A 14,859-nucleotide genomic window follows, 5' to 3' on the forward strand; every position below is an offset into this window, starting at 1 on the left:
CAGTATGAGTCATCTGTTTATACCCCCATCAGATGTATTTTGGGTAGCTGTCCGATGGGTCAGGTGCGTTGCAGATCGATGACAGTTTTCTTGCCATCGACCTTATATCAACGCAGTCAATTTTATATCAACGCAGTCAATTGATGGCTGGAACCTCTGCATCCGGAAGTGTCAACCCCATGGCTTTGGCAAGGGTAGGGGCAATCGCGCGCATGTCGATTTCGCCTAAATTGCGTCCTTTTTCAATGCCCGCGCCCATAATCATGAAACTTGACCGCATGAACGGCTTGTCAGGAAAATAACCATGCGTGCCTTTACTGGCTGACGGGCTGACTAAAGGTGCCGCTGCGCCTTTGAAACTGCCAGCATAGGCATTTGGAACAAAGCCGACGTAGAAGCTTGCCTGCTGATTCGCTCCGTACTCGGCGATTTTCGATTCGATGGCTATTTCGGCTATGCCGTTCTTAGGATCAGCCTTTAACTGTGCTAAAAGCCCTGAAACGCGTGCGCGTAACGATGGGTCGGATGGTCGCTTCAAAACGATCGCCGATGATCCGCCCGAATTCCATGGACTGGCTTCCCAATCTTTGATTTTGCCGTTGGCGTCGAGGACAATCAAACCCGCGTCAATGAATGCCCGATACAGATTTACCTCGGTATCCACCTTTGAAAAACCATGGTCGGAAACAATAGCAATAACGCTATCAGGCTGGGTCGCAATTTGTGCTGCGATTATCTTTCCTACGATAGCGTCGATCCGCTCCAGTACCGCATGCGCAGCCGCCGTATCGGGACCTTTTTCATGTTGCTCATGGTCAAGCGCCGTCAGATAAACGGTCGTGAAATACGGCTTTTCACGCGTAATGAGTGCCGTTGCAAAGCGGCCACGGGTCTCATCTCCTTCTATACTTTCATCGATGCCGGGGGCGTAGTCGCCTAATTCGCTTTCCAACGATTCAATAAGACGCGGGGTTGCAAGTGACTTCATCAGCTTGGCATCATCCGAATGGCCGGTGCGCCAGATTTGCGGGATGTTCCATTTTATAGTGCTGGCGTTGACGCTGACAGGCCAATGCACATTAGCAGTGGTCAATTTTGCCTTTGCCGCGACATCCCATAAGGTCGGCACTTTATAATCGCTGGCATACCAATACCAACCGCCTTGGTTGATTTGCAGGGGGTCGAAACTGTTATTGGCGACAATTCCGTGCCGCGATGGGCTGACGCCCGTGAGCAATGTGGCGTGGCTTGGGTATGTTACCGTTGGCAGGACGCCGCGCACGCCTTGGGCATAGCTGCCTTGCGTGATGAAGCGTTTCAGGTTTGGAATATCGATCCCGCGCTTTTCCGCTTCAATGACATCATCTGGCTGTAGCCCGTCGATGGAGATCAGCAGCACGGGCTCAGCCAAAGCTGCTGACGGCAGCGCACCCATTAGGAGCGCGCTGCCGATCAACAAAGCTGATTTCATTAGAAACCAGCCTTCAAGGTTACAAAGAATTGCTGCGGTGCGCCCGCCAGCAATGTTTGGTTATCGCCGCTATTGCCAAAACCGTTTGAACCAATGGTGGAGACATATTTTTTGTCGAGCAAGTTGGTTGCATTCAATTGCAGTTCAAGCGGAACGCGCATGCCAGCATCAAAGCGATAGCCCAATGTTGCATCAAACAGGACGCGTGCCGGCACCGATTGGTCATTGAGATATGTAAAGTAACGCTTGCTCATATAATTGGCGCCGAGGCGACCAAAAAATGTGTCGCTGTCATAGGCAACTTCACTGCGTAGCAAATGCTTTGGCGTATCAACAACGTCCTTGCCCTTAATGGCGATGGTAGCCGTTGGCGTGACGACATTGTCTTGGTATGTTGCGCCGGTATAGCTGTATGACGCAAACAATGTCATACCGCCACCAAGACGAACGTCACCAGCAGCTTCAAAACCGATGGACCGCACGCTGCCGACATTCTGCAAAATGGCAGGATTGCCCACGATACCTGCACCCGTTTGTACACCCAATAAACGGTTACGGAAATTGACATAATAAACCCCGATGACGCCGTTGAAGACATTGTCGTTATAACGGGCACCAAGTTCAAATGTGTCCGAACCTTCTGGCTTTAAACCGCGCGCGATAAGCGCATCAAATCCGGCTTGGGTCGTTGAAAAAGGGCCACTCGTGGCTGATGACACAAAGGCACGCGTGACTTGGGTAAAGCCACCAAAGACCTCTGCCTGATTGCTCAACTTAAAGGCGGCGCCGACATGCGGTTGGAACCAATCCTGTGACTTGATTGTGCCAGCGGACAGCGACCCTTTCACGCGAGGGTTTGCTTCATTATTGACCTGAAAGCCCTTCCAACCAAGATTGACGGTCAAATCGCCAAAACTGATCTTGTCCTGCACATAATATTGCAACGTGTCCGTGTTAAAATCGAATAGCCATTGCGTGAAGAATGGGTTGCGAAGGAACTTGCTGTGATCAAGCCCTGGCTTGGTGTTGCTTTCATAGGCATAAAAACGCCGCGCTTGGGTAAAATCATTATGCTCATACCAGCCGCCGACGGTAATCTCATGATCACCGACTTGGGCATTTAGCGAGCTGAATACGCCGCCGCGCTGAATATCGTATTCGGTGGTTCGTGCAGACATTGGAACGCCATTCGGGCTCGCAACATAGGGCGTGCCCCAGGTCCCTTGGCCGGTGTTATCATGATAATAAGCCTTAACCTTAAACGTCACGCCATCGGCCAGTGGAGTAGTTAAGCCGAAAGCACCAAGCGTATCCTTGCGAAGTCCCGATGCATCATAATAGCTGTCATCCAGATTGTTGATGGGGGCCACAAAGACGCCACGCGCCGCTGCGATTGCCTTGGCATAATCAGGGAAATAATTGTCATGGTCGTAGCCAAGGCGCTTGATCATCGCGAGTGAGAGGTCCTGATAATCTTGCTCAGCGCGGTCAGAGTATGAAAAATACGCATCAAATTCTGCTTCGCCTACCGGGACGATCGCCTTGGCATTTAGATGCGTGCTGCGTTGGTCACCGCCACCCTTCCACTTTTCGGCATTATGATAGACGCCCGAGACAAAACCACGGATACCGCCTGCTTCGCCAAAATTGACGCGGCCAAAGGCGCGCATTGTGTTCGACGAGCCATATGTCACGTTGCCGTCAACGCCAAAACCGTCACTGTTATCTGCGGAGAAGAATTCAAGCGTACCACCAAGGTTATTTGTTGCTTGTGTTCCAATGGACCCCGAGCCCTGCGACACGCGAGTCACACCGATATTGTCCGAAATGATCGCACGGCCGATATGTAGACCGTTGTTGTTGCCGTACGACGAGTCACCCAATGGAATGCCGTCCAGAGTATACCCAAGCTGGTTCTGGTTGAACCCGCGGATCGATACGCGGCTTGACCATTCATAGGTGCCGAAGGGATCAGCGGACTGAAAATTGACGCTGGGAAGTTTCTCAATTGCCTTCAACGGGCTTGTGCCAGGGGCGAGTATCAAAAGCTCTTTATTGCCAACTTCTTGTACCTGCCGTGTTTCACCTTTGCCGAATACAACAATCTCTGTTTCGTCCGAGTCGGCTGCAATGGGTGCAGTGGTTTGTTGTGCCATGGCGGGTACTGACCCAATGGCGACGCCTACCAAAAGAGTTACTGACAATTTACGCATGATATTTCCTTCCCTGATTGTGTTTGAACTGGCGCATTAGGGAAGCCGCGTGGCGTTTTGATGCGGTTATTATGTGGTTTTTGTAATAAATATATGTCTGAAATATTGCGGCTTTTTACAAATGATCCCGGCATTTTTTATTTCATTACAATTTTATGACATTAATATAGCAAGAGTGTCATTAAAGTGTAATATTGAATTCAGGATAAGGAGAGATGCTATGAAAATGATGTTGTTGGGCGCATTAGTCGCAGGAACTATTTCAGTTACAGCACAGGCGGCGCCGGGCATTGCCGGCGAAATTTCATACCCTCGGGGCTCGATTGGATATGAGGCCCTGATGCGCGGTGATAATCAGCGGGCAATCTCTCAAATCATGGCAAGCGAGCAGGTTAGCAAGCATGACCCCGCAAAACTGCTCAATCTTGGACTCGCTTATGCACGGATGGGGCAAACCGATCAAGCCGCGGGATATTTCAAGGCCGCAATGCAGGCGCGTGAAAGCGTGGAATTGGTTCTAGCCGATGGCCGCGTGATGAATTCCAAGGATGCTGCACGCGAGGCGTACGCAAATTTGCAAACGCGGGTGGCAACGCGCTAAGTTACCGTCGCTGTAATTTACAATTGTTAACACCAAAGATAGGCGAGCCATATTGGCTCGCTTTTTTTGTTATCTTAGCGCCATGGCCGAAATAATGGCCTTTTTACATTTTGTAATATTAAAGACGCAAAACTTTCTTCCAACTGCAATGCGATACGCACAGTCATGTCACAGGGGGCTTCTAACTCCCGCAGTGTCAACGGGTGGGGCCTATGTTGATTCGTCGCTGGTCCGTTGCATCTGCCTATAATCGGGCAAGTCATATTTGTTGCGGAGATTAAGAATGTTAAACCCAAAATTGCGCGGGATCGTATATGCGACAGCAGCAGCCGTCCTTGTAACTGGTTGTGGCGCTGATGATATCGCGTCGCCAGGCACCGGTGGTAACATCACCATCAACAACCCAGCCGCTCCTCCTCCGCCCCCACCCCCACCGCCGCCACCAGCAGGTGTTACGGCTGCAACAGGTTGCCCCACGATTGGTAACACAGTTCAGTTGACTGACGATGGCACGATCACTGGCCCAACGGGCACATATCGTGTTTGCACGTTGCCCTCAGTTCTAACAGCAAGCTCCACGCTCACGAAGGTTCCAGGCCTGTTGTATCGCCTTGGCGGTCGCGTTGATGTCGGAACGGACCAAGGACCAACCGAAGAAACCACCGATCCAACCGATGTAGTGCTGACAATTGCACCCGGCGTAGTCGTTTACGGCGGGACCGGCGTGTCATGGTTGAATGTAAACCGCGGCAACCGTATCAGTGCGGTTGGCACGGCTGCGCTCCCGATCGTTTTTACCAGTCGCGACAACGTGCTTGGTCTCAACTCTGACAGTTCGATTGGTCAGTGGGGCGGCGTAGTTCTTAACGGTCGTGCTCCAATTACTGATTGTGCGGCTCCGGCTGCTACGCCCGGCACGATTGATTGCGAACGTCAAGTTGAGGGCGCAGTTGATCCTGCTCGCTACGGTGGTGCAACATCGACAGATAACAGCGGTCGGATGAGCTTTGTCCAAATTCGTTTCTCTGGATTTGTGCTTTCGGGTAACTCCGAACTTCAGTCGCTCACGACTGGTGGGACCGGCTCAGGTACCATTCTGAACAATATCCAGTCGTTCAACAGCTCCGACGATGGTGCCGAGTTCTTCGGTGGCACTGTGAACATGAAGTATTTCGTGTCTATTGGCGCTGACGATGACAATCTCGATACCGATGTTGGCGTTAAGGCGAACTTCCAATATGTGTTGGCCGTTCAACGTCAGGGTGCCGGCGACTCGATGATTGAAGCTGACTCAGACAACACGGTCGATGGGAATACGCCACGTCAGAACACACGCCTGTCGAACTTTACTTTCATTCAGCGCAACAACACCGGTAACGGGGTTTCAATGTTGCTTCGCGGTGGTACAGATTACAGCATGTTCAATGGCGTTGTAGTCAGCCCATCGGTTACATGTTTGCGTATCAGTAGAGCTCAAACGGCCGCAACCACAGCCGATGCCTCGATTGATGAGGCTGGCGCACCAGTGTTTCGTTCAGTGGTGATGCAATGCGGAACGCCTGCCTTTGCAGGGGCAAATACCGTAACTGAGGCTCAAGTCAGTGCTATCTTCGGTTCGGGTAGCAACGGCAATAACAGCGCGTTCACGCCAACTCTCACATCGTTGTTCATCAACGGTGCAAGTGAAACGGCAGTGGCGGCATTCAACGCAAGCACCATCGCATCTTATTTCGACGCTACAACCTATATTGGTGCTGTGAAAGATGCGAACGACACTTGGTACGCGGGTTGGACTTGCAACAGTGCTACCGCCTCTCTTGGTACCAGCGTCACTGGTCTTTGCACCTCGCTCCCTACCTTTTGATAGGCAGTCATGGATTGGGGTGGGGTGCAGGCTTGTCCAAGCACCCCACCCCATTTTTACATCATAAAAAGGGAATGAAAATGTTGAAGCCATTCGGGGCAATCAGCCTGTTGCTTTTAACGTCCGCACTTGTTTCGCCATCGATGGCATTCGCGCAAAGCGCTGAGCCTGCGGCATCAGAACCAACGCCAGAAGGCGCAGCCACGGAAACCGCAGATGAGCCGGTGGAAGAAGAAGTTGATGTCTCCTTCGGTGGTGAGGAAATTGTTGTCCGTGGATATTTGGATCGCAATATCTCAAAAAATGCAGCGCAAGTTGTGTCGGTTCTGTCATCCGCAGATATTGAACGGACGGGCGAAGGCGATATTGCCGGTGCTCTCTCCCGCGTAACCGGGCTGAGCGTCGTTGGCGGCGGTTTTGTTTATGTGCGTGGTTTGGGAGATCGCTACTCTTTGGCATTGCTGAACGGTTCGCCATTGCCGAGCCCTGAACCTCTGAAACGCGTTGTTCCCCTTGATCTGTTCCCGACCAGCGTAATTGCTTCGTCACTTGTGCAGAAAACCTATTCCGCCAACTTCCCTGGCGAATTTGGCGGTGGTGTTATCAACCTGACCACTAAGGCTATTCCGCGCGAAACATTTCTGACGGTGAGTGCGGACGCTAGCGGCAACGGCGAAACAACCAATCAGCTCGGCTACACATATTATGGTAGCTCATCCGATTGGAGCGGCTTTGACAATGGGAATCGTGATCTGAAGCCAGCCTTGGCGGGTTATCTCGCCAGCGGAAATCGCATCAGTACCGGCGGCGTGGATACGAAGGCCATCGCAGGCCAGTTGGTGACAGGACGCAATGCCGTAGTGCAGCGCGACAATAATCTGCCAGCTAATGGTTCTGCAAATATTACTGGTGGCACCAATTTCGAAATCGGTGACGATGCCACATTGGGTATCTTATTCAACGCAGGCTACAGTAACAAATGGCGCACACGCGACACGCTGCAGCAAACCGCGTCGACGGCTGATTTGAGCCAGAAAGAAGCTGATTTTCAGAAAGTTATAACGGACAACCGCCTCGTTGTTAACGGTCTGGTTGGCTTTGGCATTGAAGCGGGCGAGCAAAAGGTCCGTTGGACCAATGTCTTTATCCGCGACACGTTGAAACAAGCGCGGTTAGGGATTGGTACACGCCAGACGACATCGCCTACTGCTACATTGTTGCAGCAGGACACGGCATGGTATGAGCGGCAGTTGATTAATTCGCAACTTGTTGGCGAATTCAAGCTATCGCCTGAGGTGAACTTCAGCTTCCGTGCCGGCTTTGCCAATTCAAAGCGGGAAGCGCCTGATGAATTCAGTTTTGAATATTATCGCAGTAACCAAGCGTCAGATCCTTTTGGACAGGTTTTCATCAACCGGCTGAACAACGGACAGCAGGGTAGTGCTGAGGTAAGTTATTCTTACCTAGAAGAGGATCTTTGGTCGGGAAGTGCCGATTTGTCGTTCAAGATTACGCCTGATATGACTGGTACGGTTGGTTATGCTTATGCTGATACCAAACGTCGGACCGAGCGTCGTGACTTTTTGTTTACTGCGCCAGGTGGGACACCAATCGTTTCGGCACTGTTCCGTCCGGATTTCTTGCTGCAGCCGGATGTGATAAATTTTTACAATATCGCACTGATCGACACCAACGAAGCAAACCCGGTATTTGATGCCGGATTGCTTACCCATGCTGGTTATGGCCAGATTCAGGCATTCATTACGCCTGAAATCAGCCTGAACATCGGTGTACGTTACGAAAAGGCGACGCAATCTGTTGCCCCGGTTCAGGTTTTCACTGTGCCTACGGCGTCGTTAGCCTCCACCAATCTTGACCGTGCATATTGGTTGCCCGCCGCGACATTGACGTGGGACATTAATGACCAAATGAAATTCCGTGTAAGCGGGTCAAAGACAATTGCCCGTCCGCAATTCCGCGAACTGATTTTCCAGAATTTCTATGACACCGATTCCAACCGCTTGTTCCGCGGGAACCCGTTTTTGACTGACAGCCAATTGTATAACGCAGAAGCGCGGTACGAATGGTATTTCGATCGTGACCAACGCTTTACAGTTGCGGCATTCTTCAAACGAATTGACAGTCCCATCGAGTCCTTCTCTAGTTTTGATGATAACTCGGTCGTAACCAGCTTTGCCAATGCGCCAAAGGCTGATTTGTACGGTGTAGAAATCGAAACGCAGAAATATTTCGACCTGTCAGGCTTAGGTGAAGAGGGTTTCTTCTCGACCCGCCGCGTTGTGGCTATCGCGAATTACACCTACACACAGTCAAAGCTGAGCGTGAAGACAGGCGACCCCGTTGCTGTGTTCAACTCAACCTCAACAAGCGCGCTCGACTACTTCACTGATGGTTCGCCGTTGACTGGCCAGTCAGATCATCTTGTCAATCTGCAATTTGGGTTGGAAGACACCGAACGTTTGTCACAGCAGACCATATTGTTAACATACGCAACCGACCGAGTCACCAGCCGAGGCGCATCGGGACAACCCGACATCAAGGAACGCCCTGGCATCCAGTTAGATTTTGTTGCGCGTGAAGGCTTCAAGCTTGGTGGCAAGGAAGCCGAATTGAAGTTTGAACTGCGCAACCTAACCAACACAAGGTATCAGGAGCGGCAGGAAAGCGGTAAAAACGTGATTTTCTACAACCGCTACAAGCAGGGTATCAGTGCCTCAATTGGCGTCGAACTGAACTTTTAAGGGATTTACTGGCCCCTGATATTCGGCGGCATGTTGTATTCAACGTGCCGCCGTTGTTTTATGTATCGTACATGCTGTTGGGCTTGAGTGTCACGAAACTGTCATTTTAAATTCACTTTTAAGTCACAACGCCGTCTTAGTCCGACATCAAAGGGCGGAATCGCCAAGGGGGTTTTGTGGCTGGATCATTGGCTGAAAGGGTAAGGGCGCAATCTCGTGCGTTTTCTCTGCCGCCAATCGGCAATGTGCTTATTGCACTTATGTTTATCCTTTTGGCTATTCAAGTCGCCCGTCTTTTTTGGGTCGTTGTTACACCGGTTGGTCCGCTTGCCGGATGGCGTGCGCCGTCGGTCAATATTGTTTCACAGTCCGGTCGACTTGCGCTTTTTAGCGGTTTTGATCCTTTTTACCGCAACGATACGTCCGCTGCGACCACGCAAAATGTCACATCGTTAAATCTGGTTTTGTTCGGCGTGCGCACCAATGAAAGCTCGGGCGGCGGATCCGCCATTATTGCCGGTGAGGATGGTGTCCAGAATAGTTTTGCCATGGGTGAAGAAGTCGCGCCGGGCGTGACTTTGGACGCTATTGCCTTTGACCATGTGATATTGTCGCGCGGCGGCGTGAAGGAATCGCTGTATTTGGATCAGTCTGTTCCAGCGGAAACGGTGAGCCCGTCTGAAGTAACGCCGCAGGCCGCACCCGCTGCGTCCGATACAGGAGGACTGAATGCCCAAACGCTGCAAAAAGCCATTGGCTTTGCGCCCCGTAACGAAGGGGGCAGGGTAACCGGCCTTGTTTTGAAAGCCCAGGATGATGGGACAATGCTTAAGCTCGCCGGATTTCAAGCTGGCGATATCGTTGTTGCCGTCAATGGTCGTCCCGTCTCATCCGCCACGGATGTCATCGCCCAATTTCGCCCCGGAGCGCGGATAAGCGTCGAAATCGAACGCGGCGGTTCAAAAGTCCCCATCGCTTTAAATCTGGAACAATAGTGATCCGTAAATTCTCCTTATGGTTGGCGTGCAGCACGCTTATTTTTACCACGCCAGTGGCCGCGCAGCAGACATTGAATGTCCGCGACGCCGACATCCGCGCTTTTGTGCAAGACGCCGCGCGCGTCACTGGGCAAACGTTCATCGTCGATGGCCGCGTTACGGGTAAGGTTTCGGTTGTGACCGACCGTCCATTGTCGCGTTCGGAATATTTCGAAGTGTTTTTGTCGACTTTGCGTGCAAATGGCCTTGTCGCCATTCCCATGCGCGGGGGGGGATATCGCATTCAGCCGTCCGATGGCGCCGCAACGCAGCCAACGCGCGTAGGCAGCCGGGCCGAGTCTGCCAGCCAGTTTGTAACCGAAGTGTTCCGCTTGCGGTCGATTGACGCGGCCACAGCCGTAGAAACGTTGCGTCCATTAATCAGCCGGGAAGGCTCGCTAACGGCGAACCGCAGCGCAAATAGCCTTGTGGTGGCGGATTATGCCGACAATATCCGTCGGATCCGCGATCTTATCCGCCAAATTGACCGCGACAGTGCGGCCACCCAGATTGTGACGTTAGACAATGCAGGCGCACGCGAAATTGCGACGGCATTGCAAGGATTGGCTGGCCAAGGCGGCGGCGAAGGCGCGCGCACGTCTGTCTCCATCGCGGCTATCGACAGCAGTAACGCAATAGCGTTGCGCGGCGACCCGACATCCGTTGCTCGCTTTGCCGAGATGGCGAAGCAATTAGATGCCCGTGCGCAATCAGGGTCGGAAATTCGGGTGTACCGGCTTGAGCATGCGAACGCCGAAACTTTGCTAGAAACGGTCCAGTCACTGATTGGCGGACAAAGCGGTGGTGCGCGGGGCAGCGACATGCCGTCCGTGGCTGCACCTGCAAATGGCGGAGCGCCAGCTGCTTCATCCGCACCAATCGTTGCGACATCCACGGGCGGTGGCACAAACAGCATTGGCGGACGCGGGCCTATTGTTGTGACGCGTTATGAAGGTACAAATGCCCTCATCGTCGCTGCCAATCCGGACGTGCAGCGAAGCTTGGGCGAATTGATCCGGCAATTGGACACACGGCCTGAACAGGTTCTGGTGGAAGCCATTGTGGTGGAAATCGGCAATGAGGCTGCCAAAAAGCTTGGCGTTCAATTCCTTGTAGGCGGCAAGGATGCCCCATTTGCGGCAACCAATTACACGAATGCTACGCCCAACATCCTGACCATAGCAGGGGCCGTTGGAGCTGAGGAGCTGACGCGGACAACGACGACTATTAATGGCAATACCACCACCACCGCTACTAACAGTGCATTGGGCGATGGTTTGCAGCAAGCCGCTGCAGCATCTATTTTGAACGCAACGGGCGGTTTTGGCGGCTTTGCGCTAGATATCGGTAAAAATGCGATTTTTGGCACAATCATCAACGCAATTGCAGCGGATACGGAATCCAACCTTTTGGCGACGCCGCATATTGTGACGTTGAACAATCAAAAGGCGAAGTTCCTGGTCGGTCAGGAAGTGCCAGTCAGCACGGGCGAACAATTGTCCGCCAACTTCGAAAATGCATTCCGCACCGTGCAGCGGCAGGAAGTCGGCATCAAGCTTGAGGTCACGCCACAGGTCAATGCGCAAGGCGATGTGAAGCTGTTCCTCAAGCAAGAAGTGTCCAGCGTTGCTGGACCTGTATCTTCGCGCTCTAACGACCTTGTCCTCAACAAACGCGAATTCGAGACGACATTGACTGTCGGCGACGGCCAATTGTTGGCGATAGGCGGGCTGCTTAACGATGACGAGCGCCGCACGATTGAGCGTATTCCATTGCTCAGCGACATTCCCCTTATTGGGGAGCTGTTTAAGTCGCGCAGCCGCAGCCGCAGCAAAACCAACCTAATGGTGTTCATTCGGCCTACAATCTTGCGGAGCCGGCAAGATGGTGATCGATTGACCGGGCGCCGTTATGATTATGTGCGCGACATGCAACGGCTGCGTAATCCGGATATGGAGCCGAGCATCGATGAGTTGCTGCGCGACTATATGGGCGCCACCCCGCCAACGGACCCAAATGCGCGGGCAAGCGACATTATGATCGGCGCAGACGGCAATCTGATGCGGCCGGCAGCAGATGGGCCGCTTAAACCCTCAGATGTGCCTGCGAGCGCCATATCGGCTAATATTGGGGATGGGCAATAATGACAGGTTCGCAAGGAACGTTGGAACGACAGGGCGCGACTGGCGCCGAACCCAGCGCGCCCGTTACTGTTGCCCAAGTCACGCCGTTGCTGGACCTACCTTATGCCTTTGCCAAGGCGTATGGCTTGGTTTTGCGTCATGAGAGCAATGACCGTTTAATCGTCGCGATGCGCGAAGGTGCAGATCCGGTCATGCTGCTCGAAGTGCGGCGCTATTTGGCCATGCCATTCGATGTTGAAATAGTCGATAACCAGACCTTTGACCGGTATCTGTCCGACCATTATGCCATGGACGGAAGCGCAGCGGCCATGGCTGGTTCGATCGGCCCTAACGACGGCGATCTTCTGTCCGATATGTTACCAAGTGTCGATGATTTGCTCGACAGCGCAGATGACGCCCCGGTTATTCGGCTGATTAACGGCGTCATTGCAGAGGCTGTACGGCAAGGTGTTTCGGATATTCATATCGAGCCGTATGAAACGGGCCTTGTGATACGCATGCGCGCCGATGGCGTGTTGCAGGAACGGCTTCGGCTCCCCGCCAATGTTGCGCCTGTGGTCGTCAGCCGCATCAAGGTCATGGCACGTTTGGACATTGCCGAACGCCGCATTCCGCAAGACGGTCGTATTGGGCTGACGCTTGGCGGAAAGATGGTTGATGTGCGTGTGTCGACCTTACCCAGTCGCGCTGGCGAGCGCGTCGTCATGCGTATCTTGGATAATGAAAATGCCGGGATTTCGCTCGATTTGCTGGGCATGTCCGACGAGACCCTAAAAATCTTGCGCAAGGCATTGGCTGAACCCAATGGTATCATCTTGGTTACGGGCCCCACCGGATCGGGGAAGACTACCACGTTATATGCTGGCCTGAAGCGGCTCAATGACGGTTCCCGCAACATTTTGACGGTCGAAGACCCGGTGGAGTATGCCGTTGAAGGCATTGGCCAGACGCAGGTGAATGCGAAAGTCGGTATGACCTTTGCCGCTGGTCTGCGGGCGATTTTGCGGCAGGATCCTGACGTCGTCATGGTCGGCGAAATCCGCGACCGTGAAACCGCCGATATTGCCGTGCAAGCGGCGCTTACCGGCCATTTGGTACTGACAACGGTGCACACAAATGATGCGCTGGGTGCCATCACGCGTATGCGCGATATGAAGGTGGAGCCCTTCCTGCTGGCCTCGACCCTGCGTGCCGTCATCGCGCAGCGGCTTGTGCGCCGCCTGTGTCCGCATTGCCGCCAGACGGTTCAGGCAGATGGCAACGCAGCATCCTTGCTTGGTTTTGATAAGGGCACGGCTGTTTACAAAGCAGTCGGTTGCCCTGAATGCAACAACACTGGCTTTTTGGGCCGCATCGGTGTGTTTGAGGCCGTTCGTGTAGACGACACCATCCGCCGGTTAATCAATGACGGCGGTGATGAAGCCATATTGGCGCGACATGCTTTTGTGAACCAACCCAATTTGAGTGCCGCCGCGCGCAAATTGGTGCGTAGCGGGGACACAACCCCAGAGGAGGCTATCCGCATTTCCCGCCGTGAAGACATTGTTGATGCCTGAATTTGCCTATCACGCTATTGATCCTGACGGGCGCGAGCGGCACGGACGGATATCCGCCGCCAATGATGATCTGGCGCGCGAAGCCTTAGTGGCAAAAAAACTTTATATTGTTCATGTTGCGCCTGCCGAAGTGCGTGCGTCGGCCTTTGCTAGTCTGCCGCTGAAACGGCAGCCACGGTTGAACGCAAAGCAGCTAACGTTGTTCACGCGGCAATTGTCCTCATTGGCGCAAGTATCGCCCTTGGAAGAGGCGCTACGAACAATTAGCCGGCAAAGCGAACAACCCCATGTACGTCAAATATTGATCGGTGTTCACACGGGCGTGGTAGAAGGCCAGCGCTTGTCCGACGCTATGCGACGCGAAAGCCACAGCTTTCCACCCTTGTATCGCGCAATGATCGCGGCAGGTGAGGGCGCTGGTACATTGCCGCTGATCACCGAACGGCTTGCTGTGTTGCTCGAACGGCAAGCGGAGATGCGCGGTAAGTTGATTGGCGCGCTTGCTTATCCGGCAATTTTGTCGCTCGTCGCGATGCTGGTGGTGATGGGGTTGATGGTGTCTGTCGTGCCGCGCGTGGTCGAACAATTCGACAATGTGGATCAACAACTGCCTTTGATCACGCGGGTGGTGATTGGCATTTCGGCATTTTTGGCGAGCTATTATTGGGTGCTGATCATTGTCTTTGTGCTTGGTGCAATCGTCTTTGCGCAAGCGTTGAAGCAACCCGCTTTTCGTCTGGCGGTCGACCGCAATATCCTGCGCATTCCGGTGCTTGGAAAGCTTTTGCGCAACCTGCATGCCGCGCGCATGGCGCGGACACTTGCCACAATGGTTGCAAGCCGCTTGCCCTTGTTGGAAGGCTTACGCCTGACAGGCGGCACCATTCGCAATAAAGTGTTATCTGCGGCCAATGACGGAATTGTGGAATCCGTGCGTAGCGGGGGCAGCCTTTCCGGCGCAATGCGCGCCAGCGGCGTTTTCCCGCCCTTGCTCGTGTATTTGGCGGCCAGTGGCGAGAGCGCAGGGCAGTTGGATATCATGCTGGAACGTGCCGCAGAATATTTGGAACGCGAATTTGATACCTTTACCAGCACCGCTTTGTCGTTGCTTGAACCCTTGATCATTGTCGCCATGGGCGGCGTGGTCGCTGTCATCATATTGGCAATATTGCTGCCTATCCTTCAACTTCAAAACCTTACGGGACTGTAGA

General features: G+C 53.2%; 9 protein-coding genes. 7 read left to right on the forward strand and 2 right to left on the reverse strand.

The window, feature by feature from the left end:
- Nucleotides 1-136 precede the first annotated feature (136 nt).
- Nucleotides 137-1,471: an ectonucleotide pyrophosphatase/phosphodiesterase gene (locus Q0O33_RS01390; RefSeq protein WP_295495058.1), complete on the reverse strand. Its 1,335-nt coding sequence runs from the start codon at nt 1,469-1,471 to the stop codon at nt 137-139.
- Nucleotides 1,471-3,684, reverse strand: a complete 2,214-nt coding sequence (locus Q0O33_RS01395) for a TonB-dependent receptor (protein ID WP_295495060.1) — start codon at nt 3,682-3,684, stop codon at nt 1,471-1,473. The genes Q0O33_RS01390 and Q0O33_RS01395 overlap by 1 nt, the downstream gene beginning before the upstream one ends.
- A gap of 121 nt (nt 3,685-3,805) precedes the next feature.
- Here Q0O33_RS01395 and Q0O33_RS01400 point away from each other — a divergent pair, with 121 nt between their 5' ends.
- From Q0O33_RS01400 to gspF, 7 genes are all read left to right on the forward strand, one after another.
- Entirely contained in the window at nt 3,806-4,285 is a 480-nt protein-coding gene (locus tag Q0O33_RS01400) for a hypothetical protein (protein WP_295495063.1), read from the forward strand.
- A gap of 283 nt (nt 4,286-4,568) precedes the next feature.
- Nucleotides 4,569-6,149: a hypothetical protein gene (locus tag Q0O33_RS01405; RefSeq protein ID WP_295495066.1), complete on the forward strand. Its 1,581-nt coding sequence runs from the start codon at nt 4,569-4,571 to the stop codon at nt 6,147-6,149.
- 80 nt (nt 6,150-6,229) lie between these two features.
- On the forward strand, nt 6,230-8,911 hold the full coding sequence (locus tag Q0O33_RS01410; RefSeq protein ID WP_295495068.1) for a TonB-dependent receptor: 2,682 nt from the start codon (nt 6,230-6,232) through the stop codon (nt 8,909-8,911).
- Nucleotides 8,912-9,156: 245 nt separating this feature from the next.
- Nucleotides 9,157-9,906 (forward strand): type II secretion system protein N, encoded by a 750-nt coding sequence (locus Q0O33_RS01415; RefSeq protein ID WP_295495072.1) that lies wholly within the window; start codon nt 9,157-9,159, stop codon nt 9,904-9,906.
- A 2-nt stretch (nt 9,907-9,908) separates the two neighbouring features.
- Nucleotides 9,909-12,092: a type II secretion system secretin GspD gene (gspD, locus tag Q0O33_RS01420; protein ID WP_295495329.1), complete on the forward strand. Its 2,184-nt coding sequence runs from the start codon at nt 9,909-9,911 to the stop codon at nt 12,090-12,092.
- The gene (gene gspE, locus Q0O33_RS01425) at nt 12,092-13,648 is read left to right on the forward strand and encodes a type II secretion system ATPase GspE (RefSeq protein ID WP_295495075.1); all 1,557 of its coding nucleotides are present in this window, start codon (nt 12,092-12,094) and stop codon (nt 13,646-13,648) included. Before gspD ends, gspE begins: the two co-directional genes overlap by 1 nt.
- Complete coding sequence (gspF, locus tag Q0O33_RS01430) at nt 13,641-14,858, forward strand: type II secretion system inner membrane protein GspF (protein WP_295495078.1); 1,218 nt, start codon at nt 13,641-13,643, stop codon at nt 14,856-14,858. Before gspE ends, gspF begins: the two co-directional genes overlap by 8 nt.
- The last annotated feature ends 1 nt before the right edge of the window (nt 14,859 follow it).

The organism is Sphingorhabdus sp. EL138 (genome assembly GCF_945862485.1).
Lineage (GTDB): Bacteria > Pseudomonadota > Alphaproteobacteria > Sphingomonadales > Sphingomonadaceae > Sphingorhabdus_B.